The organism is Pseudomonas sp. PDM19, assembly GCF_014852215.1.
Lineage (GTDB): Bacteria > Pseudomonadota > Gammaproteobacteria > Pseudomonadales > Pseudomonadaceae > Pseudomonas.
Map to the genome: position 1 here is coordinate 168505 of NZ_JACVBG010000004.1, position 24854 is coordinate 193358.

Genomic DNA, 24854 nt, shown 5'->3' on the forward strand with positions numbered 1-24854 from the left:
AAGCTCCTTGCAATGTTGTTTTGTTTGGCGGCAGGAGGTCAGCGGCGACGCTGGCCGACGTAGTACGACAACGCAACGAACGCGATGGAAATCAACAGTATTATTGAAGATATGGCGTTGATCTTCGGGGAAATCCCCATTCGGATGGAGCTGAAGATGTACACCGGCAGAGTGGTGGCCCCGGCACCGGCGACGAAGTAGGTGATGACGAAGTCGTCCATCGAGATGATGAACGCCAGCATCGCCCCCGACACGATCCCCGGCGTCAGCAGGGGGAAGGTCACCTTCCAGAAGGTCTTCCACGGCGAGGCATAGAGGTCCGCCGCCGCTTCCGCCAGCCGCGGGTCCATGCCTTCGAGACGGGCACGGATCGGCAGGTAGGCGAAGGGAATGCAGAACACGATGTGCGCCAGCAGGATGGTGAACAGCGACAGCTTCAGGCCGATGAACGCGAAGAACATCAGGGTCGCCACCGCGGTGACGATCTCCGGCACCAGCAGCGGCAGGCCCAGGACGCCACTCATCAGCGTCTGCCCACGGAACGAGCGGCCGCGCATGCCCAGCGCAGCCAGCGTGGCCAGGGTGGTGGCGACGACGGTGGCCAGGGTCGCGACGATCAGCGAGTTCTTCGCTGCGCGAAGGATCTCCGGGTCGTCCGCCACCACCGAGTACCACTTCAGGCTGAAGCTTTCCCACAGCGTCGCCGACTGGCCGCTGTTGAAGCTCAGCACCACCAGCACGAAGATCGGGATGTAGAGGAAGGCGAAGAACAGCCAGGCGGCGGGCCGGACCCCGGTGAACCGCCAGAGCGGGTTGGCCGACTTCATGGATGACCTCCCGACGCGCCCTGTTTGAATCGCATGCTGTAGATCATCATCGCCAGCAGCACGAAGGCCAGCAGGGCGAAGGACAGCGCCGCGCCGAACGGCCAGTTGTGCGCCGTGCCGAACTGCAGCTGGATCAGGTTGCCGATCATCAGCGACTTACCGCCCCCGAGCAGCTCGGGGATGATGTAGCTGCCCAGCGAAGGGATGAACACCAGGATGCAGCCGGCGACGATGCCGGGCATGGCCAGCGGGATGATGATCCGCTTGAGGGCCTTCCAGCGGTTGGCGCCCAGGTCGAAGGCCGCCTCCACCAGGCGCCAGTCCATCTTCTCAAGGCTGGTGTAGATGGGCAGGACCATGAACGGCAGGTAGGTGTAGAGCAGGCCGATGATCACCGCGTTATCGGTGTAGAGGATGCCCAGGGAGGCGTCCGAGAAGCCCAGCCCGTGCAGGCCCTCGTCGATCAGCCCGCCGTTGCGCAGCAGCAGCATCCAGGCGTAGACGCGCACCAGCAGGTTGGTCCAGAACGGCACCGTGACCAGGAACAGCAGCAGGTTGCGCCGGCGTTCGTCCTGCAGCGCCAGGTACAGCGCGGTGGGGAAGCCGATCAGCACGCAGCCCAGGGTGGTCAGGATCGACAGCCAGAACGAGCGCTGGAAGATGCCCAGGTAGTCGGCGTTGAAGGCCAGGCTGTCGTCCAGGTCGCGTTCCCAGAGGAAGTTGATGTAGGCCTCGACGGTGTGCTGGCCCCATTTCACGCCGCCGTAGTCCCCCGGTGCCTGGATCGACACGGCGAACATGATGCCCAGCGGCAGGACGAGGAACACCACCAGCATGATCATCGCCGGGCTGGTCAGGGCCAGGCGATTGAACAGCGACTTTCGTTCCGCCAGTGCGCGCAGTGTACTCATTCGGCCAGCACCCGGATGGCGGTGGCGGGAATGCGGACCCGCACCCGCGCGCCGGGCGCGTGGGTGGAAAGGGCGCCGTCGCGGTTCTGCTGACGGACCCGGAAGCCGCCCTGACCGGCGACATTGAGGTGGTACACGGTGTCGGTGCCGACGTAGACGATGTTCTCGACCACGCCTTCGAGCTGGCCGTCCTGCGCAAGCTCGGTGCGCTCCGGGCGGATCGCCAGGGTTACCTTGCCGGGCAGGGTGGTGGCGGCCGGCAGCAGCTGGCCGTCGGCCAGGCGCACGCTGTCACCGCTGGATTCGCCCTCGAGGAAGTTGGTCTCGCCGATGAAGTCGGCCACCAGGCGGTTGACCGGCGCCTCGTAGATCTCGGTGGGCGTGCCGATCTGCATGACCTTGCCGCGACTCATCACCGCGATGCGGTCGGACATGGTCAGCGCTTCTTCCTGGTCATGGGTGACGAAGATGAAGGTGATGCCGGTCTCGTGCTGCAGGCGCTTGAGCTCGATCTGCATTTCCTTGCGCAGCTTGAGGTCCAGCGCGGAAAGCGATTCGTCGAGCAGCAGTACCTTGGGTCGGCTGGCCAGGGCGCGGGCCAGGGCGATGCGCTGTTGCTGGCCGCCGGAGAGCTGGTCGGCGCGGCGCTTGCCGACGTCGGGCAGGCGCACCAGGTCGAGCATCTTCTGCACGGTGGCGTCGATGTCGCTGCGCTGCTTGCCCTGCATTTCCAGGCCGAAGGCGATGTTCTCCGCCACCGTCATGTGGGGGAACAGGGCGTAGCTCTGGAAGACGGTATTGACCGGGCGGCGGAAGGGCGGGAGGCCTTCCATCGCGTCGCCGTAAAGGCGAATGCTGCCGGAGGAGGGTTGTTCGAAGCCGGCGATCAGTCGCAGCAAGGTGGTCTTGCCGCAGCCCGATGGGCCGAGGAGGGTGAAGAACTCGTTGGCGCGGATTTCCAGTGACACGTCGTCCAGGGCCTTGAGGCCTTGTCCGGGTGTACCGAACTCCATGCATATCCGCTCGATGGTGATCGCGCTGGTCATGCTCGTACCATGCAGTTAAGCAGTTGTTATTGTTGAGGTTTTACGGTTTCTAGGACCGTTTCACCTAGCTGCGGATTGATAATGACCAAGCGCCGGGATGCGCAGAACGATAGATCAGGCCAATAAGGGATAAATCAGGCCAAGTTGAAAATGCGCTTTGCCATGCTGGATTTCGGGCGTCAGCGGATTGTTGTTCTGAAGATTTTTAGGGGCTTGGTGCTACGCGGAAAAGTCGACTCTGGCGGTGAGTAGGATGGGCGTGCTGAGATGATGGGTATCGCTGCGCTCCACGCCATCCTACGAAGAGAGCTCCCGGCTCAGCCCCGATACAAACTCGGACTCGCCCCGCTCCAGCGCTGGAAGGCATGCCGGAAACTGGCCGTCTCGCTGTAGCCCAGCTGTTCGGCGATCAGGTAGATCGGCAGGTCGGTGTCCTTGAGCAACTGCCGCGCGCGGTCGAAGCGCACCTCGTCGAGCACCTGTTGATAGCTGGTGTTCTGCTGCTGCAGGTGCCTCCGCAGGGTGCGGGTGGAGCGGTGCAGGTGGCGCGCCACGGTGTCCAGGCTGGCGGTGTCCTGCAGGTGGCTCGCCAGGTGCTGGCGCAACTGGTCGAGCACATCGCCACGGGCGCTGAGCACCCCGCTCATGCGCAGGCACTGCTGCACGCCGTTGTGGCAACTGACCGGGTCGGCCAGCGGCAGCGGCCGGTCCAGCAGCGCCGGGCTGAAGCACAGCGCGCTGGTGGGCGCGCCGAAATCCACCGGGCAGCCCAGGCGCTCGGTGTAGGTTTCTGCGTGCAGTGGCGGCCGATACGCCAGCAGCAGCCGACGAGGCCGCACCGACTCGCCGAGCAGGTCGCGGATCACCGTCAGCAGCGAAGTCAGGCACAGCTCGGTGTTGAACACCGTCAGCTCCGGCGCGTAGCGGTAGCCGTCGGCGGTCAGGTGGACCTCGTCGCCCTGCGGCGTCAGCGCCAGGCGGAAGTAGGTGCCGAGCAGCTCGGGGAACGACAGCGCCAGTTGCAGCGCATCGCGCAGGGTGCGGCTGGCGAGCATGCTGTAACCGAGGATGCCGTAAGCCGAGACATGCATGCGCAGGCCGAGGTAGAGGCCCAGCGCCGGATCGTGGTGGCAGTTCAGGGCGTTGGCGAAGACCCGCAGCTCCTGCGCGTGGGTGATCAGCTTTTCCGGCGTCAGCAGGTCCGCCTCGCCGATGCCGCTGCCCTCCAGCAGCTTAGGGCGCGGTACGCCGGCGTGGTGCAGCACCTCGGTCGCCAGCACCACCGTGTGCAGGGTCGCCTGCTGGCGTTGTTCGGGAAGCAGGTGCTGGGCCATCGATACGCCTCTTGCAGTCGTTTGCAAAAGAAACACGGGACAGTCTTGCGCTAACCTGACTCTAGCCTGCCCGCAGCGGATGATGGCCTTTAAGTTTGGCTTCAGGCGCTGCTGTCACTCTGCCACGCCATCCCCACCCCGAGTCCCCCATGCGCCGTTTGCTCAAACCCCGTCGCCTGTTCCTGCTGATGGCGCTGCTCGCCCTGGTCGCATTGCTTGCGCTGGGCCAGAGCTTTCGGGTCTACGAGCGCATCTGGTTCAAGTTCAACGAGTGGCGCCACGCTGCGCAGTGGCAGGAACAGTCCCTCTGGCTGCCCGACTACCGCGTGGTGCTGGAGGCGCAACCCATCGAGGGGCTCAAAGACAACGTCTCGGCGCTGACCTACGATCCGGATCGACAGACCCTGTTCACCGTCACCAACAAGCAGAACGAGCTGGTCGAGCTGTCGCTGGAAGGCAAGGTGCTGCGCAGGATCGCGTTGCACGGCTTCGGCGACACCGAGGCCATCGAGTACATCAGCCGCAACGTCTATGTGATCACTGACGAAACCCACCAGCGGCTGATCCGCGTCGAGCTGCGCGACGATACCAAGGAGCTGCACATCGAAGACGCCCAGCAGCTCGCTCTGGCCCTGGGGCGCGGCGGCAACAGTGGCTTCGAGGGGCTGGCTTATGATTCGGTGGGCAAGCGCCTGTTCGTCGCCAAGGAGCGCCATCCCGTGCATATCTACGAGGTGCGTGGCTTTCCCTACGAGCAGTCGGAGCAACCCATCGCGGTGCATGTGGTGGAAGACCTCGAGCACAACCGCAACCTGTTCGTCCGCGATCTTTCCAGCCTGCAGTACGACGAGCGCAGCGGCCATCTGCTGGCGCTGTCAGACGAGTCCCGGCTGGTGCTGGAGCTGAGCGCCAATGGCGAGCCGATCAGCTCGCTGTCGCTGCTGCGCGGCATGCAGGGCCTGCGGCGCAGCGTGCCGCAGGCCGAGGGCATCGCCATGGACGACCAGGGCACGCTGTACCTGGTCAGCGAGCCCAATCTCTTCTACGTGTTCAAGAAGCGCGAGGCGCACTGAAGGCGCCTCGCACTCCGGCGATCAGAACTGCCACTGCACGCCGAGGGAATAGGACGCCTGGCTGCCTTCGCTGTGGGCGAATCGCGAGTTGGCCTCGGCGAACACGCCCAATTGCTCGGTGACTGCCAGCAGGGCACCGACCTGGGCGCGGCCGAAGTCCTTGTCCACATCGCCCAGATCGGCGACGCGGGTGCGACCATCGCCCAGGGCGGTCAGCGCGATGTCGTCCAGGCGCCCGTCGGCCAGCTCCTTCACCCAGCGCACGCTGGCGTAGGGCTGCACAGCCATGCGGTTGCCCAACGGCAGCTCGCCGCGCAGGCCCCAGCCGAGGCTGGCTTCGACCGAGTCGTAGTCCTGCTTCTCGTAGCCCAGCGCAGTACGCAGGTCGTCGTCCTCATTGAAGTCGTCGATGCGGTAATGCACGAAGTCCAGCCCGCCCTGTGGCCCGGTCTTGATGCCAGCGATGTCGAAGTCGTAGCCGCCGTCGACCCGCGCGCCCCAGAACCAGGCGTTGGTGTCGCCGTCGATGCGCTGGTCGAGCAGCACCGGGCCGTTGTTTGCCTTCAGGTATACCGAGCGCTTGCTGTCGAAGTCGGCGTAGCCGGCGCTCAGCTCGCCACCCAGCCAGGCAGGACCGCCATCGTTGAGCAGGCCGTAGAGCCCCAGTTGCCAGGTTTCCGCTTCCAGGCGGGCGCTGTGGTCGAGGTTGTCGCGGCTGCGCTGGAAGCTCAGGCTGCCGCCGACGGTCACTGCCTCGCTGGCGCGGTAGTCGCCCAGCAGGTTGACGCCGGCACGGTGGGAACGCGGGTCGCCGGGCATGTCGAAGCCGCTTTCGGGCGTGGTCTCACCTTCCACGCCGACGGCGCCGTCGAAGCTGCCGACCGGGCGCGAGCTGCCCAGCAGCGTCAGCCAGCGGCGGTCGTGCAGGCGGGTCAGGGCCAGGTGCTGGCGTTGCAGCTGGTCTTCCATCTGCCGTGCCATGGCGCCGCCGGAGGCGGTGGAGGCAAGCAGGTCGGCGTTGGTCAGTTCCAGCACCAGGCGCGTGAGCAGGCGCGAAAAGTCGCGCAGGCGCTGGTCGATGCGCTCCTGGCCGAAGGCGCCAGTGAGCACCTGCTCGTTGTCCAGCGCCGGGTTGTGCCAGGTGGCGCCGCCGGGGATGGCGGGGTTGTCGGTCTGCTCGTAGCCGTCGAGATCGCCCAGCTCCCAGTTGGTGGCCTCGATGAACAGCACCGGGACATTCAGGCCCTCGAAACTTTCGCCGTCACTGCAGCAACCGGTGCCGGCGGGGTATTCCTCGTTCAGGCCGGGGTTGGTGAACAGCGGGATCTTCAGTTCCTGAGCGATGCGCAGGAGCTGGTCGCGGTAGGCGCCCAGCGCGGGGTTGTCGACGCTGTTGAGGCCGGCGTGGGCGTACATCTTGTCGCCGGTGATCAGGCTGTCGAGGTTGATCATGCCCAGCAGGTTGCTGCGCTGTTTGTCACTGAGGGCGGCAACGTAGGCGCGCGAACCGCGCAGGCCTTCCTCCTCGGCGCCGAAGCCGACCACTTCCAGGCCGTTCTCCAGGGCGACGCCGCCCAGGTTGCGGGCGATCTCGGTCAGCACGGCGGCGCCCGAGCCGTTGTCGTCCAGGCCCTGCAGGGTGGGACGGCCATAGTAGGTGTCGTAGTGGGCGCCCAGCACCACGTACTGGCCGCTGCTGCCCGGGGCGCTGGCGATGACGTTCTGCGAGCTGCGGTTGCCGGCCCAGGTGAAGTCCTGGACCTGCGTCTGGTAGCCGAAGCCCAGGCGCGACTGCATCAGCGCGGTGGCGCCGGCGAAGCTGGCAGTGCCGCGGTAGCGGCCGGGGTAATCGTTGATCAGGGTGTCGAGGGTGTCCCCGGCATACTCCCCGTATTCGTAGGCGTTGGCGTCGGTTGCCAGCGCAGCACAGCCCAGGCTGACCGCAACGGCTAAGGGTCTGAACACGGCACTTTCCTCTGTGTCGATTGGGATCGCATCGGTCTTCGATGCGTGCGCCGGAGGAAAGCAGGATGTGGACCGGTTCGCCGGAGATGGGCGGAATTTGACGCGTCAGTGACCGAGGGTGTCGCGCCACTGTAACAATGGTGATACACGGCCGGCGGCAAGGCCGGCCGTGCTGAGCGGGCGTGCGGGAGCGCCCACCGAAATGGTGCGCTGTCAGGTGTCGTCGCTGATCGGTGCTTCCGGCGCGTAACGCTTGACCGCCGCCACGCCGGCATCGGCGGTGGCCTTGCTGGCGTACATCTGGCTCTGCCCGACGACCTGGCCGTTGGTGGCCTTGAGCACGAAGTAGTGCTTGCCGTTGGTGGCGACCTTGACCTCGAAGGCGCCTTCGCGCTGGGAGTTCTTGCGCACCGACTCGATGCCGTCGATGGCCGAGGTCTTGGCCTTGTACAGCTCGCTGGTCAGGACGATCTCGCCGTTGCTGGCGTGCAGGTTGAAGTGGAACTGGCCATCACTGGCCTTCTTCAGATGGTACTTGGCGGCCATGCTGCATCTCCTTCCGGGAGGGTTGGGTCATCCCAGCGTAGACGGCAGTAGGCGCTCTGGAAGGCGCCATCCGGCGGATGGCGCTTGAGGGCATCAGACCTTGAGGGTCTTCACACCTTCGGCGGTGCCCAGCAGCAGCAGGTCGGCCGGGCGCGCGGCGAACAGGCCATTGGTGACCACGCCGACGATGTTGTTGATCGCCTCTTCCAGCTGTACCGGGCTGTCGATGCGCAGGTTGTGCACGTCGAGGATGATGTTGCCGTTGTCGGTCAGCACGCCCTCGCGGTACACCGGGTCGCCGCCCAGCTTCACCAACTGGCGCGCCACGTGGCTGCGGGCCATGGGGATGACTTCCACCGGCAGCGGGAAGCCGCCGAGCATCGGCACCAGCTTGCTGGCGTCGGCGATGCAGATGAACTCCCTGGCGACCGCGGCGACGATCTTTTCGCGGGTCAGCGCGGCGCCGCCGCCCTTGATCAGTTCCAGGCGCTCGTTGGTCTCGTCGGCGCCGTCCACGTAGAACTCCAGCTCGCTGACGGTGTTCAGGTCATAGACCGGGATGCCGTGGCCCTTCAGGCGCTGGGCAGTGGCTTCGGAGCTGGCCACGGCGCCGTCGAACTCGGCCTTGTGCTTGGCCAGCAGGTCGATGAAGAAGTTGGCGGTGGAGCCGGTGCCCACGCCGACGATGCTCTTGCTGTCGAGGTGCGGAAGGATGTGGTCGACGGCGGCCTGGGCCACAGCCTGCTTGAGCTGATCCTGGTTCATGGCGAGGGTCTTCTTACCTGGGTGGGCGCAACGGCGCCGGAGAATAGTCGAAAGGGCGGATTATAGCGGTCGACGGCGCGCCGGTGTTGCGCCGCCGGGCAACTGTTATGGTCATCTGCGCGCGGATTGTTCGGTGGCCCGCGCCGCGCCGGCTGGAGTAGACTCGCGGTTCCTCGAAAAGCCGCCGATATAGCCCTTCCGATGCTCGAACAATACGTCAAGAAGATCCTCACCTCGCGTGTCTACGACGTTGCCGTGGAAACGCCCCTGCAGCCCGCCCGCCAGCTCTCCGAGCGCCTGGGCAACCAGATTCTGCTGAAACGCGAAGACCTGCAGCCGGTGTTCTCCTTCAAGATTCGCGGCGCCTACAACAAGCTGGCGCAACTGAGCCCGGAAGAACTCGCCCGCGGCGTCGTCACCGCCTCCGCCGGCAACCATGCCCAGGGCGTGGCGCTGGCCGCCCGCGAGCTGGGCATCAAGGCCACCATCGTGATGCCGCGCACCACGCCGGAGCTGAAGGTCCAGGGCGTACGCGCCCGTGGCGGCAAGGCCGTGCTGCACGGTGACGCTTTCCCCGATGCGCTGGCGCACTCGCTGAAGCTGGTGGAAGAAAAGGGCTACGTCTACATCCACCCCTACGACGATCCGGACGTGATCGCCGGCCAGGGCACCGTGGCCATGGAAATCCTCCGGCAGAACCCCGGCCGCATCGACGCGATCTTCGTGCCCGTCGGCGGCGGCGGCCTGATCGCCGGCATTGCCGCGTACGTGAAGTACCTGCGCCCGGAGATCAAGGTCATCGGCGTCGAGCCGGACGACTCCAACTGCCTGCAGGCCGCCATGGCCGCCGGCGAGCGCGTGGTACTCGGCCAGGTCGGGCTGTTCGCTGACGGCGTGGCCGTGGCGCAGATCGGCAAGCACAACTTCGAGCTGTGCAAGGACCATGTCGACGAAGTGATTACCGTCAGCACCGACGAAATCTGCGCCGCGATCAAGGACATCTACGACGACACCCGCTCGATCACCGAGCCGGCCGGCGCGCTGGCGGTGGCCGGGATCAAGAAGTATGTCGAGCGCGAAGGCGTGAAGGGCGAGACCCTGGTCGCCATCGATTCGGGCGCCAACATCAACTTCGACCGCCTGCGCCACGTGGCCGAGCGTGCGGAGCTGGGCGAGAAGCGCGAAGCGATCATCGCGGTGACCATCCCCGAGCGGCCGGGCAGCTTCAAGGCCTTCTGCGAGGCCATCGGCAAGCGCCAGATCACCGAGTTCAACTACCGCTACAACACCGACAGCGAAGCGCACATCTTCGTTGGCGTGCAGACGCACCCGGAGAACGACCCGCGCGCGGCACTGGTGCAGCAGTTGCAGGAGCAGGGCTTCCCGGTACTGGACCTGACCGACAACGAACTGGCCAAGCTGCACATCCGCCACATGGTCGGCGGCCATTCGCCGCGCGTCTCCGGCGAGCAGGTGTTCCGCTTCGAGTTCCCCGAGCGCCCCGGCGCGCTGTTCAACTTCCTCAACCGCCTGGGCGGGCGCTGGAACATCACCCTGTTCCACTACCGCAACCACGGCGCGGCCGATGGTCGCGTGGTCGCGGGCCTGCAGGTGCCGGAAGACGAGCGTCACCTGGTGGCGGCCGCGCTGGAAGAGATCGGCTACCCCTACTGGGACGAGACGGACAACCCGGCCTACCGCCTGTTCCTCGGCTGAGGATCGGGCAGGGGCGGCGCGACTGCTGCTAGGCTTGTCGAAACGCCGCCTTCTTCACAGGGAATTGAAATGGAAAGCCTGCAGACCTTCCGCATCCTCCACGGCATCGCCGCGGTGCTGCCGTTCCTGGCCATCATCGGCCTGGCCTGGTACGGCTGGCGCAGCTGGCGTGGCGGCGACGCCGGGGTGATCGCCAAGGCGCTGCAGCGCATCGGCCTGATCGGCTGGGTACTGGTGGCCGGCAGCGTCGCCAGCCTGCCGGTCACCGGCTACCGCATGGTGCAGACCGTCGGCTGGCCGCTGGGGCAGACCTGGCTGCTGGGCAGCGCCTGCCTGCTGATCGTCGCGACTATCTTCTGGCTGCTGTTCACCACCCGCCTGTGGCGCATCCGCGACCTGGCACTGGTGGCGCAGAGCAGTGGCGAGCCGATTGCATCGGGCGCCGCGCGGCAGTGGAAGTTCGGCCTGGCCTTCTTCGTGCTGGCGCTGCTTTGTGTGATCGCCATCCTGGTGCTGATGATCAGCAAGCCGGTGTGATGCCCACCGCGTGAACCTCTACCTGCTGCTCAAGACCCTGCACATCCTGTCTTCCACGCTGCTGTTCGGCACCGGGCTGGGCTCGGCCTACTACAGCTGGCGGGCCTGGCGCAGCGGCAACCTGGAAGCCATCCGCATCACCTTCCGCCATCTGGTCACCGCCGACTGGCTGTTCATCGCCACCACGGCGGTGTTCCAGCCGCTGAGCGGCATCGCCATGGCACATATGGCCGGCTGGCCGCTGGATTCGGGCTGGCTGTTGTGGAGCCTGGCGCTCTACGTGTTCGCCGGTGTCTGCTGGCTGCCGGTGGTGTGGCTGCAGATTCGCGTGCGCGACATGGCCGAGGCGGCGCACCGGGATGGTGCGGCGCTGCCGCCCAGGGCCTTCCTCTATATGCGCTGGTGGTTCGCCCTGGGCTGGCCGGCGTTCCTGGCCTTCCTGGCGATCTTCTACCTGATGGTCAACAAGGGCTTCTGAGCCCTCAGCTCGGGTTGGTGGGCCCTCAGCGCAGGTTGACGAGCGCTCAGCCGCGCAGGCTGATCACCGGCCAGCCGCGCTCGGTGGCGGTGGCGCGCAGGGTGTCGTCGGGGTCGACGGCTACCGGGTTGGCCACCAGTTCCAGCAGCGGCAGGTCGTTGCGCGAGTCGCTGTAGAAATAGGCGTCGTCCAGCTTCAGGCCGGTCTCTTCAAGCCAGCGGTTGAGGCGGGTCACCTTGCCGCCCTGGAAGCAGGGCACGTCGAAGGTGCGGCCGGTGTAGAGGCCATCGAGCATTTCGCACTCGGTGGCGATCAGGGTTTCCACGCCCAGGCGCGCGGCAATCGGGCCGGTGACGAAGCGGTTGGTGGCGGTGATGATCACCAGCTTGTCGCCCGCAGCGCGGTGCTCGGCCAGCAGGGCCTCGCCCTTGGCCAGGACGATGGGCTCGATCACCTCCTGCATGAACTGGCGGTGCCAGGTGTCCAGCTGGTCCAGGCTGTTGCGGCCCAGGATCGCCTGGGTGAAGGCCTGGTAGGCGAACACGTCGAGGGTGCCGGCCATGTAGTCGGCATAGAAGGCATCGTTGCGTGCCTGGTACTCGCCGGCGTCCACCAGAGCGCGCTGGCACAGCCATTCGCCCCAGCTGTGGTCGCTGTCGCCGGCCAGAAGGGTGTTGTCGAGATCGAAGAGAGCCAGTCGCACGATGGATTACCGCCAGTTGCCAATACGGAAAAGTCGCCTAGAGTAACGGCTTTTGCCCACCCGGCACAGGACGCCGCAGCCCGCGTTGCCGCTGTCACAAGCTTTGTGGAACAATGCGGGCACACGCGATTTCGAGGATGTACCGCCGTGATCGATCCCGATGGTTTTCGCCCCAATGTCGGCATCATCCTTTGCAACGATGTCGGACAGGTACTGTGGGCACGGCGCATCAACCAGGAAGCCTGGCAATTTCCCCAGGGCGGCATCAACGCTCGAGAAACCCCTGAGGAAGCGCTGTACCGCGAACTGAACGAAGAAGTCGGCCTGGAAGAGCAGGACGTCAAGATCCTTGCCTGTACCCGGGGCTGGCTGCGTTACCGCCTGCCGCAACGCCTGGTGCGCACCAACAGCCAGCCGCTGTGCATCGGGCAGAAACAGAAGTGGTTCCTTCTGCGCCTGACCGGCGAGGAAAGCCGGGTGCGCATGGATGTCACCGGCAAGCCCGAATTCGACGGCTGGAAATGGGTGAGCTACTGGTACCCGCTGGGCCAGGTCGTGACCTTCAAGCGCGAGGTCTACCGCCGGGCTCTGAAGGAATTGGCACCGCGCCTGCTGGCGCGCGACTAGCACGAAGTTCAAGGAGTTAGACCCCCACGCCATGCTCAACACGCTGCGTAAGATCGTCCAGGAAGTGAACTCCGCCAAGGACCTCAAGGCGGCGCTGGGCATCATCGTGCTGCGGGTCAAGGAGGCCATGGGCAGCCAGGTGTGCTCGGTCTACCTGCTCGACCCGGAGAGCAACCGCTTCGTGCTGATGGCCACCGAGGGCCTGAACAAGCGCTCCATCGGCAAGGTCAGCATGGCGCCCAACGAGGGCCTGGTCGGCCTGGTCGGCACCCGCGAAGAGCCGCTGAACCTCGAGAACGCCTCCGAACACCCCCGTTACCGCTACTTCGCCGAGACCGGCGAGGAACGCTACGCCTCCTTCCTTGGCGCGCCGATCATCCACCACCGTCGGGTGATGGGTGTTCTGGTTGTGCAGCAGAAGGAAAAGCGCCAGTTCGACGAAGGCGAGGAAGCCTTCCTCGTCACCATGAGCGCGCAACTCGCCGGCGTAATCGCCCACGCCGAGGCCACCGGCTCGATCCGCGGCCTGGGCAAGATGGGCAAGGGCATCAGCGAAGCCAAGTTCGTCGGCGTTCCTGGCGCCCCCGGCGTGGCCGTGGGCAAGGCCGTGGTGGTGCTGCCGCCGGCTGATCTCGAAGTCGTCCCGGACAAACCCATCGATGACGTCGAGGCCGAGGTCGAGCGCTTCAAGCAGGCGCTGGAATCGGTTCGCGAGGACATGCGCAACCTCTCCAGCAAGCTGGCTACCCAGCTGCGCAAGGAAGAGCGGGCGCTGTTCGACGTCTACCTGATGATGCTCGATGACGCCTCCATCGGCCTTGAGGTCAAGCGCATCATCCGCACCGGCCAGTGGGCACAGGGCGCCCTGCGCCAGGTGGTCATGGAGCACGTGCAGCGCTTCGAGCTGATGGACGACGCCTACCTGCGCGAGCGTGCATCGGACGTCAAGGACATCGGCCGGCGCATCCTGGCGTACCTCCAGGAAGAGCGTAAGCAGTCGCTGACCTACCCCGACCAGACCATCATCGTCAGCGAGGAGCTGTCGCCGGCCATGCTCGGCGAAGTGCCCGAAGGCAAGCTGGTGGGCCTGATCTCGGTGCTCGGCTCGGGCAACTCCCACGTCGCCATCCTCGCCCGCGCCATGGGCATCCCGACCGTCATGGGCGCGGTCGACCTGCCGTATTCCAAGGTCGACGGCATCGACCTGATCGTCGACGGCTACCACGGCGAGATCTACACCAACCCGTCGCCGCAGCTGGTCAAGCAGTACGGCGAAGTGGTCGCCGAAGAGAAGGAACTGAGCAAGGGCCTGGCCGCGCTGCGCGAGCTGCCCTGCGAGACGCTGGACGGCCATCGCATGCCGCTGTGGGTCAACACCGGCCTGCTGGCGGACGTCGCGCGCGCCCAGGAGCGCGGTGCCGAAGGGGTCGGCCTGTACCGCACCGAAGTGCCGTTCATGATCAACGACCGCTTCCCCAGCGAGAAGGAGCAGCTCGCCATCTACCGCGAGCAGCTCTCCGCCTTCCACCCGCTGCCGGTGACCATGCGCACCCTGGACATCGGCGGCGACAAGGCGCTGTCCTACTTCCCGATCAAGGAAGACAACCCCTTCCTCGGCTGGCGCGGCATCCGCGTCACCCTCGACCACCCGGAAATCTTCCTGGTGCAGACCCGCGCCATGCTCAAGGCCAGTGAAGGCCTGGACAACCTGCGCATCCTGCTGCCGATGATCTCCGGCACTCACGAGCTGGAAGAGGCGCTGCACCTGATCCACCGCGCCTGGGGCGAAGTGCGCGACGAAGGCGTCGACATCCCCATGCCGCCGATCGGCATGATGGTGGAGATCCCCGCGGCCGTGTACCAGACCCGCGAACTGGCGCGCCAGGTGGACTTCCTCTCGGTCGGCTCCAACGACCTGACCCAGTACCTGCTGGCCGTGGACCGCAACAACCCGCGTGTCGCCGACCTCTACGACTACCTGCACCCGGCGGTGTTGCAGGCGCTGAAGAAGGTGGTCGATGACTCCCACGCCGAAGGCAAGCCGGTGAGCATCTGCGGCGAGATGGCCGGTGACCCGGCCGCTGCCGTGCTGCTGATGGCCATGGGCTTCGACTCCCTGTCGATGAACGCCACGAACTTGCCCAAGGTTAAATGGCTGTTGCGCCAGATGACCCTGTCCAGGGCTCGCGAACTGCTCAGCCAACTGATGACCTTCGACAATCCGCAGGTTATCCACAGCTCGCTGCACCTGGCCCTGCGCAACCTGGGACTGGGCCGTGTGATCAACCCGGCCGCGACCATCCAGGCCTGACGCGGCGACAGCTCTTTGTGAAAGCCGCCTGCGGAACCGTGCATGACCGCAGGGCAGATGAAGTAACAGGGCCGGATCACCGGCCAGGACGCAGCTTATGGAAGAGCTCGACCAGCCGCCTTGCACGGACACCGGCGCCAGCGCCCGCACCCTGCGCTATGCCCTGAGCATCGTCAGCGATGGCATCTGGGACTGGGACATCCGCAGCAACCATGTCACTCGCAGTCCGGGCTGGTACGCCATGCTCGGCTATGACCCCGACAGCCTCCCGGAAAACGTCGCCACCTGGCACGAGATCATCCATCCCGAGGACTTCTCCCGCGTGATGTTCGCGTTCGATGCCTATGTGCAGGGGCGCAGCGGCGTCTACCGCGAGGAGTACCGCTGCCGCTGCCTGGACGGAAACTACCTGTGGGTCAGCGATCACGGGCGCTTCTTCGAGTTCGACGACGAGGGCAAGCCGACGCGGATGATCGGCGCGCACCGCAACATCCACGAGCGCAAGCTCGCGGAGCTGGAGCTGCAGGAGAAGAACCACGAACTGCACCAGCTCAACCTGAGTTTGGAATACCTGGTGCTGCAGCGCACCGAAGCCTTGCGCCAGGCCAACCAGGCGCTGGCCGAACAGGCCGCCGTCGCCCTGCGCCTCTCCGAGATCGACCCGCTGACACAGATCGCCAACCGCCGGCGTTTCGAGCAGCAGTTGCACGCCGAATGGCAGCGTCTGCAGCGCCACGGCCACGGCTGCTCGCTGATGATGTTCGACCTCGACCACTTCAAGCGCATCAACGACAGCCTTGGTCACCCGGCCGGCGACCGCGTGCTGGTGGCGGTGGCCGAAGTGGTGCGGCGGCGTCTGCGCGAGGAGGACTGCTTCGCCCGCTGGGGCGGCGAGGAATTCATCGTGCTGCTGCCGGAAACCACCTGCGAAGCGGCGCGCGAACTGGCCGAGCGGCTGCGCATGAGCCTGCGCCGGGCCGATATCTCACTGCCGACCCAGCTCACCGCCAGCTTCTCGGTGACGGCGATGCAGCCCGGCGAGGACCTGTCGGTGATGCTGCGTCGCCTGGACGAAGGGCTCTACCGCGCCAAGGCCCAGCGCGACTGCATCGTCACCTGCTAGAGAGCCAGGGCCACTTCACCCAGACGAGCTCCGCTAGGGCCGAAGCTGTGCTCCAGCAGCTCGCGGCGGCCGTCCGCGTGGACGATAAGCGCGGTGCTGGCGCGGGTGCCGTAGGTCGGGCTGGCGATGAATACGCTGGAGAGCAGGCGCTCCGTGGCCAGGCCGACGCCGGTTTCCGGCAGTTCGGCATCGGCGGGCTGGCGGTTGTCGCGCAGCAGGGCGACGAGTGAGCGGGTGTCGGGTGCGTCCAGTACCGCCTCCAGCCCTTGGCGGGCGCTGAGCAGCTTCGGCCAGGGCGTATTCAGCGCAGCGTTGGAGAGGCCGTGTACACCCGGCGCCACCGCCACCGGCGGGCCGACGCGGGGATTGAAGTAGCAGAGCTGCGCACTGTCGCCCACCAGCAGGTTGAAGCCGCTGTAATCCGTCGCGCGCCGTGCGACCTGCTGCAGGTACTCCAGCGGTGCCTGCCGGCCCTGCAGGAAGGCCGCCACCAGCTCGCCACGGGAGCGCGGGCCCAGTGGCTGGCCAGGATCGCGCACGTTGGTCAGGGCGGCGAAGCGGCCGTCCGGCGCCACGCCCAGCCAGGTACCGCCGGCCTCCAGGTCGCGGCCGGCATAGACGCCGGGGTATTCCTCCCAGGCCGCCAGCGGCAGGGTCGGGCGGGCGTAGAACTCATCGCGGTTGGCCGCGACGATCAGGGGCGTGGCGTGGCCGGGACGCCAGGCGAAGACGATCAGGCACATGGGTCGAACTCCGTGGTGTCCCGGCAGTCTATCAACATCCGCCGATGTCCCGGAGTGGCTGGAGCGCCCGGGAGCCTTCGGCTACCATGCCCGCTTTGTTGCCCGAGGTTGCCCATGGAGTTCGTGCTCTACCTGGTGCTTGGCGCCTGCGCTGGCGTGCTCGCCGGCCTGTTCGGCGTCGGCGGCGGGTTGATCATCGTCCCGGCCCTGGTGTTCAGCTTCGGTGCCCACGGTTTCTCGCCCGACGTGCTGACCCAGATGGCGGTCGGCACTTCTCTGGCGACCATCGTCTTCACCTCGATCAACTCGATCATCGAACACCATCGCCGTGGCGCGGTGCGCTGGCCGGTGTTCGGCTGGATGACGGTCGGCATCCTGGTCGGCAGCGCGCTGGGGGCGATCACCGCGTCGAAGATCCAGGGCCCGGTGCTGCAGAAGATCATCGGTACCTTCGCCATCCTGGTGTCGATCCAGATGGCACTGGGCCTGCAGCCCAAGGGCGCGCGCGACCTGCCGGGGCGCTTCGGCCTGGGCGTGGCCGGCGGCGTGGTGGGCTGGGCTTCGGCGATTTTCGGCATCGGCGGCGGCTCGCTGACCGTGCCTTTCCTGACCTGGCGTGGCGTCTCCATGCAACAGGCGGTTGCGACTTCCTCGGCGTGCGGCCTGCCGATCGCCATCGCCGGCGCGATATCCTTCATCGCTGTCGGCTGGCACAACGACAAGCTGCCGGAGATGAGCCTGGGCTTCGTCTACCTCCCGGCGCTGGTGGGTATTGCCCTCACCAGCATGTTCTTCGCCCGCATCGGGGCTCGGCTGGCGCATCGCCTGCCACCCCTGGTGCTCAAGCGTTTGTTCGCCCTGCTGCTGTTCAGCGTGGGCTTGAGTTTCCTGATCTGAGTTCCTGCTAGGAGAAGCGGATGCTGCCTTATCCACAGATCGACCCGGTTGCCGTAGCGCTCGGGCCGCTGAAAATCCACTGGTACGGCCTGATGTACCTGATCGGCATCGGCGGCGCCTGGCTGCTGGCGTCGCGCAAGCTGAAGGATTTCGATCCGACCTGGACCAAGGAGAAACTCTCCGACCTGGTCTTCTGGGTCGCGTGCGGCGTGGTCCTGGGCGGTCGCCTGGGCTACGTGCTGTTCTACAACCTGGACGAGTACATCGCCAACCCGACGCTGATCTTCGAGGTGTGGAAGGGCGGCATGTCGTTCCACGGCGGGTTGATCGGCGTGATGCTGGCCACCTGGTGGTTCGGCAAGCGCAACAACAAGAGCTTCTTCCAGCTGATGGACCTGATCGCGCCGCTGGTGCCGATCGGCCTGGGCGCCGGGCGTATCGGCAACTTCATCAACGGCGAGCTGTGGGGCAAGGTGACCGACGTGCCCTGGGCGATGATCTTCCCCACCGGCGGCCCGGAACCGCGCCACCCCTCGCAGCTGTACCAGTTCGCGCTGGAAGGCGTGGCGCTGTTCGTCGTGCTCTGGCTGTTCACCCGCAAGCCGCGCCCGACCGCCTCGGTGTCCGGCCTGTTCGTGCTGTGCTACGGCATCTTCCGCTTCATCGTCGAGTTCGTCCGCGTTCCGGATGCCCAGCTGGGCTACCTGGCGTGGGGCTGGCTGACCATGGGCCAGGTGCTGTGCGTGCCGATGGTCCTGGGCGGCATCGCGCTGATGGTTTGGGCCTACCGCCGCGCCCCCGCGCAGCCGGCCGCGAGCTGAGTTTCGCCTGAATGAAAAAGCCCGCCGATTGGCGGGCTTTTTCGTTGAGGTCAGCTTAGGGTGCTGCTCCCTCTATGTAGGATGGTGTGGAGCGAAGCGATACCCATCAATTTGCTTATCGGTTCTGCCGATGGGTATCGCAAGCTCCACCCATCCTACATTCGTGCTCGCGAACCGAACTCCCCTGCGGGGGCGGGCTCGCGAGCAATAACGATGGCGTCGCCCCTCGCTCCTACAGGATGGGCTCGACGAGCAGCAGCACACCGTCCTGCCCGGTCACGCGCACCTGCGCGCCAGCGGGCAGGTCAGGCCCGCTGACCAGCCAGACGCTGTCACCGACGCGGATCTTGCCGCGCCCGCCGACGATGGCGTCATGCAGGGCGAACTGCCGGCCGACCAGCTCGCTGCCGCGACGGTTGAGGCTGGAGGGCACGGCCTGGCGCTTGTTGAGGCGCTGATGGTTCCACCAGTAGAGCGCGGTGAGGATCGCCAGCACGCCGAAGGCCAGGCACTGCCAGACCCAGTCCAGCCCCGGCAGCAGGAACGACAGCACGCCGGTCAGCGCCGCGGCGATGCCGACCCACAGCAGGTAGCCGCCGGCACCGAAGATTTCCAGGATCAGCAGGACAATGCCCAGGCCCAGCCAGTCCCAGAAACCGAGGTTCTGGAGAAAGGCAGCCATCAGCTACGGCCCTTGGTTTCGCCGAAGGTGGCCTTGACGATCTCGCCGATGCCGCCGACCGCGCCGATCACCTGGCTGGCTTCCAGCGGCATCAGCACGATCTTGCTGTTGTTGGAGCTGGCCAGCTGGCCAAGGGCGTCGACGTACTTCTGTGCGACGAAGTAGTTGATCGCCTGCACGTTGCCGCTGGCGATGGCTTCGGAGACCACCTGGGTCGCCTTGGCCTCGGCCTCGGCCTGGCGCTCGCGCGCTTCGGACTCGAGGAAGGCCGACTGGCGCAGGCCCTCGGCCTCGAGGATCTGTGCCTGCTTCTTGCCCTCGGCGGTGAGGATTTCCGCGGCGCGGCGGCCTTCGGCTTCAAGGATCTGCGCGCGCTTCAAGCGCTCGGCCTTCATCTGGCTGGCCATGGCTTCCACCAGGTCGGCCGGCGGGCTGATGTCCTTGATCTCGATACGGGTGACCTTCAGGCCCCAGGGTGCGGTGGCCTCGTCGACGGTGCGCAGCAGGCGCTCGTTGATCGCGTCGCGCTGGCTGAGCATGTGGTCCAGCTCCATGGAGCCGAGCACGGTGCGGATGTTGGTCATCACCAGGTTGCGCACGGCGTTTTCCAGCCCGCTGACTTCATAGGCCGCCTGCGCCGCGTCGACCACCTGGAAGAAGCACACGGCGTCGATCTGCACGATGGCGTTGTCGGCGCTGATGGCCTCCTGCGGCGGCACGTCGAGCACGCGCTCCATCATGTTGATCTTCTGGCCGACGCGGTCCACCACCGGAATGATGATACTCAGGCCCGGCTTCAGGGTGACGGTGTAGCGGCCGAAGCGCTCGATGGTCCATTCGAAGCCCTGGGGCACGACCTTGAACCCCATGAGGACGATGACGATGGCGAGGATGACGAACAGCAGGGCGACACTGCCGATTTCCATGCAAAGGACTCCTTGTCTGGCTTGGATGAAGAGGGTCGAGTGTAACCGAACCGGTGTACCGGGCAGGCATGCAGGAAATTCCAGCAGGCGCCTGCGGAGTTTTCCTCAGGCGCCTGACCGGCGGCCTACTTCTGCTCGCTTTGCGGTGTGACCCGCATGACTTCCTCGATGGTCGTCAGGCCGGCGGCCACCTTCTGCGCACCGGACAGCCGCAGGCTGCGCATGCCTTCCTTGAAGGCCTGGCGGCGCAGCGGGATGAGGTCGGTGTCGGCGGTGATCAGCTCTTTCAGCGATTCGCTCAGCAGCATGATCTCATACACGCCGGCGCGCCCGCGGTAGCCGGTATCGCGGCACTCCAGGCAGCCGACGGCCTGGTGCGCGCCGGTGGGCAGCGGGGCGTTCCACGGGCGGGTGACTTCCTGCCAGTCCTCCTCGTGCAGCTCCATCGGCGCCTTGCAGTGCGGGCAGAGGGTACGCACCAGGCGCTGGGCCATGACGCCGAGCACGGTGGCGCGGATCAGGTAGTAGGGCACGCCCAGTTCGAGCAGGCGGGTGATGGCGGTGGGTGAGTCGTTGGTGTGCAGGGTGGAGAGCACCAGGTGGCCGGTGAGCGCCGCCTGGATCGCCATTTCGGCGGTCTCCAGGTCGCGGATTTCGCCGACCATGATGATGTCCGGGTCCTGACGCAGCAGGGCACGCACGCCGCTGGCGAAGGTCAGGTCGATGTTGTGCTGCACCTGCATCTGGTTGAACGAGGGCTCGATCATCTCGATCGGGTCCTCGATGGTGCAGAGGTTCACTTCATCCGTGGCAAGCTGCTTGAGCGTGGTGTAGAGCGTGGTGGTCTTGCCCGAACCGGTGGGGCCGGTGACCAGGATGATGCCGTTGGGCTGGCTGGTCATGCTCTCCCAGCGGCGCAGGTCGTCGGGGGAGAAGCCGAGCTGGTCGAAGGACTTGAGCAGTACCTCGGGGTCGAAGATCCGCATCACCATCTTCTCGCCGAAGGCCGTGGGCAGGGTCGACAGGCGCAGCTCCACTTCGGCGCCATCCGGGGTCTTGGTCTTCACCCGGCCGTCTTGTGGCTTGCGCTTCTCGGCGACGTTCATCCGGCCCAGGGACTTCAGGCGGCTGACCACCGCCATGCTGACCTGTGGCGGGAACTGGTAGACGTTGTGCAGCACGCCGTCGATGCGGAAGCGCACGGTGCCCTGCTCGCGGCGCGGCTCGATGTGGATATCGCTGGCGCGCTGCTGGAAGGCGTACTGGAACAGCCAGTCGACGATGGTGACGATGTGCGCATCGTTGGCATCGGGCTCCTGGTCGTTGGCGCCCAGGTTGAGCAGTTGCTCGAAGTTGCCGATGCCGCTGATCTTCTGGTCTTGCGAGCTGGCGCCGGTCACCGATTTGGCGAGGCGGTAGAACTCCACCGTGAAGCGCTGGATATCCACCGGGTTGGCGACTACGCGCCTGATCGGGCGCTTGAGCACGTGGGTGAGGTTGCTCTCCCAGGCGTGCACGAACGGCTGCGCACTGGCGATGGTGACTTCATCCGGCGCCACCGCGACCGCGAGGATCTGGTGGCGCTGGGCGAAGGCGTAGGACATCAGCGGGGTGACGGCGGCGACGTCGATCTTCAGCGGGTCGATGCGCAGGTAGGGCTGCCCGGAAAAGTCCGCCAGCCACCTCACCAGGGTGTCCAGGTCCAGCTTGTGCCCGGGCCGCTGGCGGTCCGCGACCTGCTGCGCGGCGAGGAACTCCAGCGGGTGCTGCTGGTTCTTCACGGCACTGCGGCGGATCGCCAGGCACTGCTCGGCGTCATCCTGGGCGACGCGGCCCTGGGTGACCAGCTCGCGCAGGATGTCGCCCAGGTCGAGCGGACGGTCCTGGGCGGATGGGGCAAAGACGGACATGCGGACTCCCTACTTCCAGTGGCGGGTCACAGGCCCGCAGCAATGCCGGGCCAGCTTATTTCAAAAGCGCCTTCCACGGCTTGAGGGTCAGCACAGTATGGGCCTGGGCCGCGAGGGCATCCAGGCGCCCCTCGGCGTCGGGAGTGACGAGCAGCTCCTGCAGCTTGGCCAGTTCGCCGTACAGGCGGTCGGTTTCCGGCAGCTCCAGCACGCTGCGCGCCAGGCGCAGCCAGACCAGCATGCGTTGCAGGCGCGGCAGTTGGTCGGCGAGCACTTCGGGCAGTTGCTGGGCGCGTTGCAGCGGCATGGCCTGGGCCTCTTCGGCCAGGGTGCGCTGCAGCCACTTGCCGACGGCGGAACCGCCCAGGCGGTTGGCGCGTTCGTTGCGCTCGGTGGCCCAGCCCTTGCCCAGCAGCCAGCGCGAGGTGCTCAGGGAGAACTGACCCCAGCGCAGGTTGGCCAGTTCCTCGCGGAAGGCGGCCGGCATCTGCTGGCGCACGGCGTCGTCGTGGCGACCCTGTTCGATGCGCGGCTGCCAGTCGGCGATCAGCGCGTCGAGGGCAGCACGCAGCTCGCGGGTGCTGGCGCGCGGCACGGCCTGGCCGAGGCTGCCGAGCAGGGCGCGCAGGTCGACCAGTTGCTGCAGCCAGCTTTCCAGCAGGCTCCAGTGGCCGTTGAAGCGGTATTGCTCGGCGAGGCGCTGGCTGCTGCCCAGCAGCGACCAGGACAGCGCGGCGAAGGCGCCGTCCAGCGGGGTTTCATGCAGCAGCTTCTGGGTGTCGGGCTGAATGCTGTAGCTGGCCGGGTCGAACAGGCGGTAGCCGCGCTCGGCCTTGCTGATGTCGCAGGGCATCAGCGCCAGGTCCGCGGCCAGTTCGATGGCCAGTTCCAGCAGCGCCTCGGGCTCGCCCTGGCGCAGTTCCAGTTCCAGCTCGCAGATTTCCTCTTCCTGCTTGCCGGCGATGACCTTGCCCAGGTCCAGCGCGGCCTCGATCACCACCTTGGCCTTGCCGCGGCCCCAGGCGATCTCGGCGCGCTGGCGGGTGAAGTCGGTGCTGAAGATCGGCTTCATGCTCTTCTTGTCCAGGTCGGCGAGGGCGGCCGGCCAGCACTGGTCGTCGAGTTTCTTCAGGTCGAGCTTGTTCTTCTCCAGGTACCAGTCCCATTCGTTGCGCTCGGACAAGCCGGCCACGCTCTGGCCGCGGGTCTTCAGGGTCTGGATGAACTGCTCGCCATCCTTGCGCATGCGCAGCGCCACGCGGGCGCGGGCCAGGTCGCGGCCGGGGGTGTCGTAATACTGGTTGAACAGCTCGCGGGGCTCCCAGCCGGATTTGTTGCGCTTCTTCAGCGCCGGGTGATCGCGCAGGGCTTCGAGGGTCTCGCGGCTGACGCGCAATTTGATTTCGGTTTCTTTCTGCATGGCGGGGGTCCGGTTCAGAGCGGACGCGTCCGGATTCCCGGCCTCTTGTAGCAAGGACGGAACGACGGGCGCGAAAAAGACTTCAAAGTCATGCAGTTTACAGGACTTCAGCGTTCCTGCCGGGCGCCGCGAGGTTTTACCGCACCGCCGCATGGTCCATAGTGGAGTCCATCTTCTGGAGAAAGCCATGCCGTTGCCGCCGCTCAAACAACGCTTCGCCGAGCTGATCTCAATCCCCTCGGTCAGCTGCACCCAGCCCGCGCTGGACCAGTCCAACCGCCCGGTGGTCGAGTTGCTGGGCAACTGGCTGGTGGACCTGGGCTTCGCCTGCGAGCTGCAGCCGGTGTCGCCGGGCAAGTTCAACCTGGTCGCTACCCTGGGCAGTGGCCCCGGCGGCCTGGTGCTGGCCGGGCACACCGATACCGTGCCCTACGACGAGGCCCTGTGGAAAAGCGACCCGCTGGGCCTGGACGAACGCGACGGGCGCTGGTTCGGCCTGGGCTCCTGCGACATGAAGGGCTTCTTCGCCCTGGCCATCGAAGCGCTGCTGCCATTGCTCGATCAGCCGTTCAAACAGCCGCTGATCATCCTTGCCACCTGCGACGAGGAAAGCTCCATGGCCGGCGCCCGTGCGCTGGCCGAGGCCGGGCGGCCGCTGGGCCGTGCGGCGGTGATCGGCGAGCCGACCAACCTCAAGCCGATCCGCCTGCACAAGGGCGTGATGATGGAGCGCATCGACATCCTCGGGCAGAGCGGCCACTCCTCCGACCCGAGCCTGGGGCGCAGTGCGCTGGAGGCGATGCAGGCGGTGATGGGCGAATTGCAGGGCCTGCGCAACCAGTGGCAGCAGGAGTTCAGCAACCCGCAGTTCAGCGTGCCGCAGCCGACCCTCAACCTGGGCTGCATCCACGGCGGCGACAACCCCAACCGCATCTGCGGCCAATGTGCGCTGGAGTTCGACCTGCGCCCGCTGCCCGGCATGCAGCCCGAAGCCCTGCGCCAGGCCATCCGTGAGCGGCTCAAGCCGGTCGCCGAGCGCCATGCGGTGAAGATCGACTACGCTCCGCTGTTCCCCGCCGTGCCACCCTTCGAGGAGCCGGCACAGAGCGAGCTGGTGCGGCTGGCCGAAAGTCTGACCGGGCACACGGCACAAGCGGTAGCCTTTGGCACCGAAGCACCGTATCTTCAGCAGCTCGGCTGCCAGACCCTGGTGCTGGGCCCCGGCGACATCGCCTGCGCCCACCAGCCGGACGAACACCTCGAGCTCGACCGCATCGAGCCATGCGTGGAACTGCTGCGCGGCCTGATCCGTCACTACTGTTTATGAAAGGCAGTCGCTGAAGAGCAGTCCGCAACAACTGTCGATGAAGAGTTGCCTGTAGAGCGCCCCGGTAACGGGCCCAACCTATCCAAGAGGAGAAACCTGTCGATGTGCATGCGACGACGATAACCGCGCCGCCCTGGCCGAACTCCGGCCACATCCGACAGATTTC

At 66.3% G+C, this 24854-nt stretch carries 23 protein-coding genes; 10 read left to right on the plus strand and 13 right to left on the minus strand.

Annotated features, from left to right (window positions below; all coding sequences use genetic code 11):
- Window positions 1–38: 38 nt before the first annotated feature.
- From IB273_RS23055 to IB273_RS23070, 4 genes are all read right to left on the minus strand, one after another.
- Window positions 39–827: an ABC transporter permease gene (locus IB273_RS23055; RefSeq protein WP_045215587.1), complete on the minus strand. Its 789-nt coding sequence runs from the start codon at window positions 825–827 to the stop codon at window positions 39–41.
- Window positions 824–1738: an ABC transporter permease gene (locus IB273_RS23060; protein ID WP_081515261.1), complete on the minus strand. Its 915-nt coding sequence runs from the start codon at window positions 1736–1738 to the stop codon at window positions 824–826. The genes IB273_RS23055 and IB273_RS23060 overlap by 4 nt, the downstream gene beginning before the upstream one ends.
- Window positions 1735–2784: an ABC transporter ATP-binding protein gene (locus tag IB273_RS23065; protein WP_081515262.1), complete on the minus strand. Its 1050-nt coding sequence runs from the start codon at window positions 2782–2784 to the stop codon at window positions 1735–1737. Before IB273_RS23065 ends, IB273_RS23060 begins: the two co-directional genes overlap by 4 nt.
- Before the next feature lie 317 nt (window positions 2785–3101).
- Window positions 3102–4118, minus strand: a complete 1017-nt coding sequence (locus tag IB273_RS23070; RefSeq protein WP_081515263.1) for an AraC family transcriptional regulator — start codon at window positions 4116–4118, stop codon at window positions 3102–3104.
- 149 nt (window positions 4119–4267) lie between these two features.
- On the opposite strand from IB273_RS23070, the gene IB273_RS23075 reads away from it, so the two are divergent.
- On the plus strand, window positions 4268–5191 hold the full coding sequence (locus IB273_RS23075) for an SdiA-regulated domain-containing protein (protein WP_192225110.1): 924 nt from the start codon (window positions 4268–4270) through the stop codon (window positions 5189–5191).
- Window positions 5192–5212: 21 nt separating this feature from the next.
- Here the strand turns inward: IB273_RS23075 and IB273_RS23080 are convergent, their stop codons facing one another.
- From IB273_RS23080 to rpiA, 3 genes are all read right to left on the minus strand, one after another.
- Window positions 5213–7156: an autotransporter outer membrane beta-barrel domain-containing protein gene (locus IB273_RS23080; RefSeq protein ID WP_192225111.1), complete on the minus strand. Its 1944-nt coding sequence runs from the start codon at window positions 7154–7156 to the stop codon at window positions 5213–5215.
- Between the two features lie 213 nt (window positions 7157–7369).
- Window positions 7370–7702: a YegP family protein gene (locus IB273_RS23085; protein ID WP_081515266.1), complete on the minus strand. Its 333-nt coding sequence runs from the start codon at window positions 7700–7702 to the stop codon at window positions 7370–7372.
- A gap of 93 nt (window positions 7703–7795) precedes the next feature.
- Window positions 7796–8467, minus strand: a complete 672-nt coding sequence (rpiA, locus tag IB273_RS23090) for a ribose-5-phosphate isomerase RpiA (RefSeq protein WP_081515267.1) — start codon at window positions 8465–8467, stop codon at window positions 7796–7798.
- Between the two features lie 189 nt (window positions 8468–8656).
- Between rpiA and ilvA the strand changes: the two genes are divergently transcribed.
- From ilvA to IB273_RS23105, 3 genes are all read left to right on the plus strand, one after another.
- Window positions 8657–10183: a threonine ammonia-lyase, biosynthetic gene (gene ilvA, locus IB273_RS23095; protein WP_139791462.1), complete on the plus strand. Its 1527-nt coding sequence runs from the start codon at window positions 8657–8659 to the stop codon at window positions 10181–10183.
- Window positions 10184–10252: 69 nt separating this feature from the next.
- Window positions 10253–10720 carry a DUF2269 domain-containing protein gene (locus IB273_RS23100; protein ID WP_192225112.1) on the plus strand — a complete coding sequence of 156 codons (468 nt, stop codon included), beginning with the start codon at window positions 10253–10255 and terminating at the stop codon, window positions 10718–10720.
- A gap of 10 nt (window positions 10721–10730) precedes the next feature.
- Window positions 10731–11198: a DUF2269 family protein gene (locus tag IB273_RS23105; protein ID WP_192225113.1), complete on the plus strand. Its 468-nt coding sequence runs from the start codon at window positions 10731–10733 to the stop codon at window positions 11196–11198.
- 46 nt (window positions 11199–11244) lie between these two features.
- Here the strand turns inward: IB273_RS23105 and IB273_RS23110 are convergent, their stop codons facing one another.
- Window positions 11245–11901: an HAD family hydrolase gene (locus IB273_RS23110; protein ID WP_192225114.1), complete on the minus strand. Its 657-nt coding sequence runs from the start codon at window positions 11899–11901 to the stop codon at window positions 11245–11247.
- 147 nt (window positions 11902–12048) lie between these two features.
- Here IB273_RS23110 and IB273_RS23115 point away from each other — a divergent pair, with 147 nt between their 5' ends.
- From IB273_RS23115 to IB273_RS23125, 3 genes are all read left to right on the plus strand, one after another.
- Window positions 12049–12528 (plus strand): RNA pyrophosphohydrolase, encoded by a 480-nt coding sequence (locus tag IB273_RS23115; RefSeq protein WP_017520843.1) that lies wholly within the window; start codon window positions 12049–12051, stop codon window positions 12526–12528.
- 31 nt (window positions 12529–12559) lie between these two features.
- Entirely contained in the window at window positions 12560–14839 is a 2280-nt protein-coding gene (gene ptsP, locus IB273_RS23120; protein ID WP_081515272.1) for a phosphoenolpyruvate--protein phosphotransferase, read from the plus strand.
- Window positions 14840–14936: 97 nt separating this feature from the next.
- Entirely contained in the window at window positions 14937–15962 is a 1026-nt protein-coding gene (locus tag IB273_RS23125) for a sensor domain-containing diguanylate cyclase (RefSeq protein ID WP_151188672.1), read from the plus strand.
- Here the strand turns inward: IB273_RS23125 and IB273_RS23130 are convergent.
- Window positions 15959–16705 carry an NRDE family protein gene (locus IB273_RS23130; protein WP_192225115.1) on the minus strand — a complete coding sequence of 249 codons (747 nt, stop codon included), beginning with the start codon at window positions 16703–16705 and terminating at the stop codon, window positions 15959–15961. The genes IB273_RS23125 and IB273_RS23130 overlap by 4 nt on opposite strands.
- Before the next feature lie 114 nt (window positions 16706–16819).
- Here IB273_RS23130 and IB273_RS23135 point away from each other — a divergent pair, with 114 nt between their 5' ends.
- The gene (locus IB273_RS23135; RefSeq protein ID WP_192225116.1) at window positions 16820–17602 is read left to right on the plus strand and encodes a sulfite exporter TauE/SafE family protein; all 783 of its coding nucleotides are present in this window, start codon (window positions 16820–16822) and stop codon (window positions 17600–17602) included.
- A gap of 20 nt (window positions 17603–17622) precedes the next feature.
- Window positions 17623–18423, plus strand: coding sequence for a prolipoprotein diacylglyceryl transferase (gene lgt, locus IB273_RS23140; protein ID WP_045215607.1), 801 nt, complete (start codon window positions 17623–17625; stop codon window positions 18421–18423).
- 232 nt (window positions 18424–18655) lie between these two features.
- Here the strand turns inward: lgt and IB273_RS23145 are convergent, their stop codons facing one another.
- From IB273_RS23145 to IB273_RS23160, 4 genes are all read right to left on the minus strand, one after another.
- Window positions 18656–19105, minus strand: coding sequence for an NfeD family protein (locus IB273_RS23145; protein ID WP_192225117.1), 450 nt, complete (start codon window positions 19103–19105; stop codon window positions 18656–18658).
- Window positions 19105–20031 carry an SPFH domain-containing protein gene (locus IB273_RS23150; protein ID WP_081515277.1) on the minus strand — a complete coding sequence of 309 codons (927 nt, stop codon included), beginning with the start codon at window positions 20029–20031 and terminating at the stop codon, window positions 19105–19107. The genes IB273_RS23145 and IB273_RS23150 overlap by 1 nt, the downstream gene beginning before the upstream one ends.
- A 125-nt stretch (window positions 20032–20156) precedes the next feature.
- Entirely contained in the window at window positions 20157–21941 is a 1785-nt protein-coding gene (locus IB273_RS23155; protein ID WP_081515278.1) for a GspE/PulE family protein, read from the minus strand.
- 55 nt (window positions 21942–21996) lie between these two features.
- Entirely contained in the window at window positions 21997–23361 is a 1365-nt protein-coding gene (locus IB273_RS23160; RefSeq protein ID WP_192225118.1) for an inorganic triphosphatase, read from the minus strand.
- Between the two features lie 187 nt (window positions 23362–23548).
- On the opposite strand from IB273_RS23160, the gene argE reads away from it, so the two are divergent.
- Window positions 23549–24688 carry an acetylornithine deacetylase gene (gene argE, locus IB273_RS23165; protein ID WP_151188667.1) on the plus strand — a complete coding sequence of 380 codons (1140 nt, stop codon included), beginning with the start codon at window positions 23549–23551 and terminating at the stop codon, window positions 24686–24688.
- The last annotated feature ends 166 nt before the right edge of the window (window positions 24689–24854 follow it).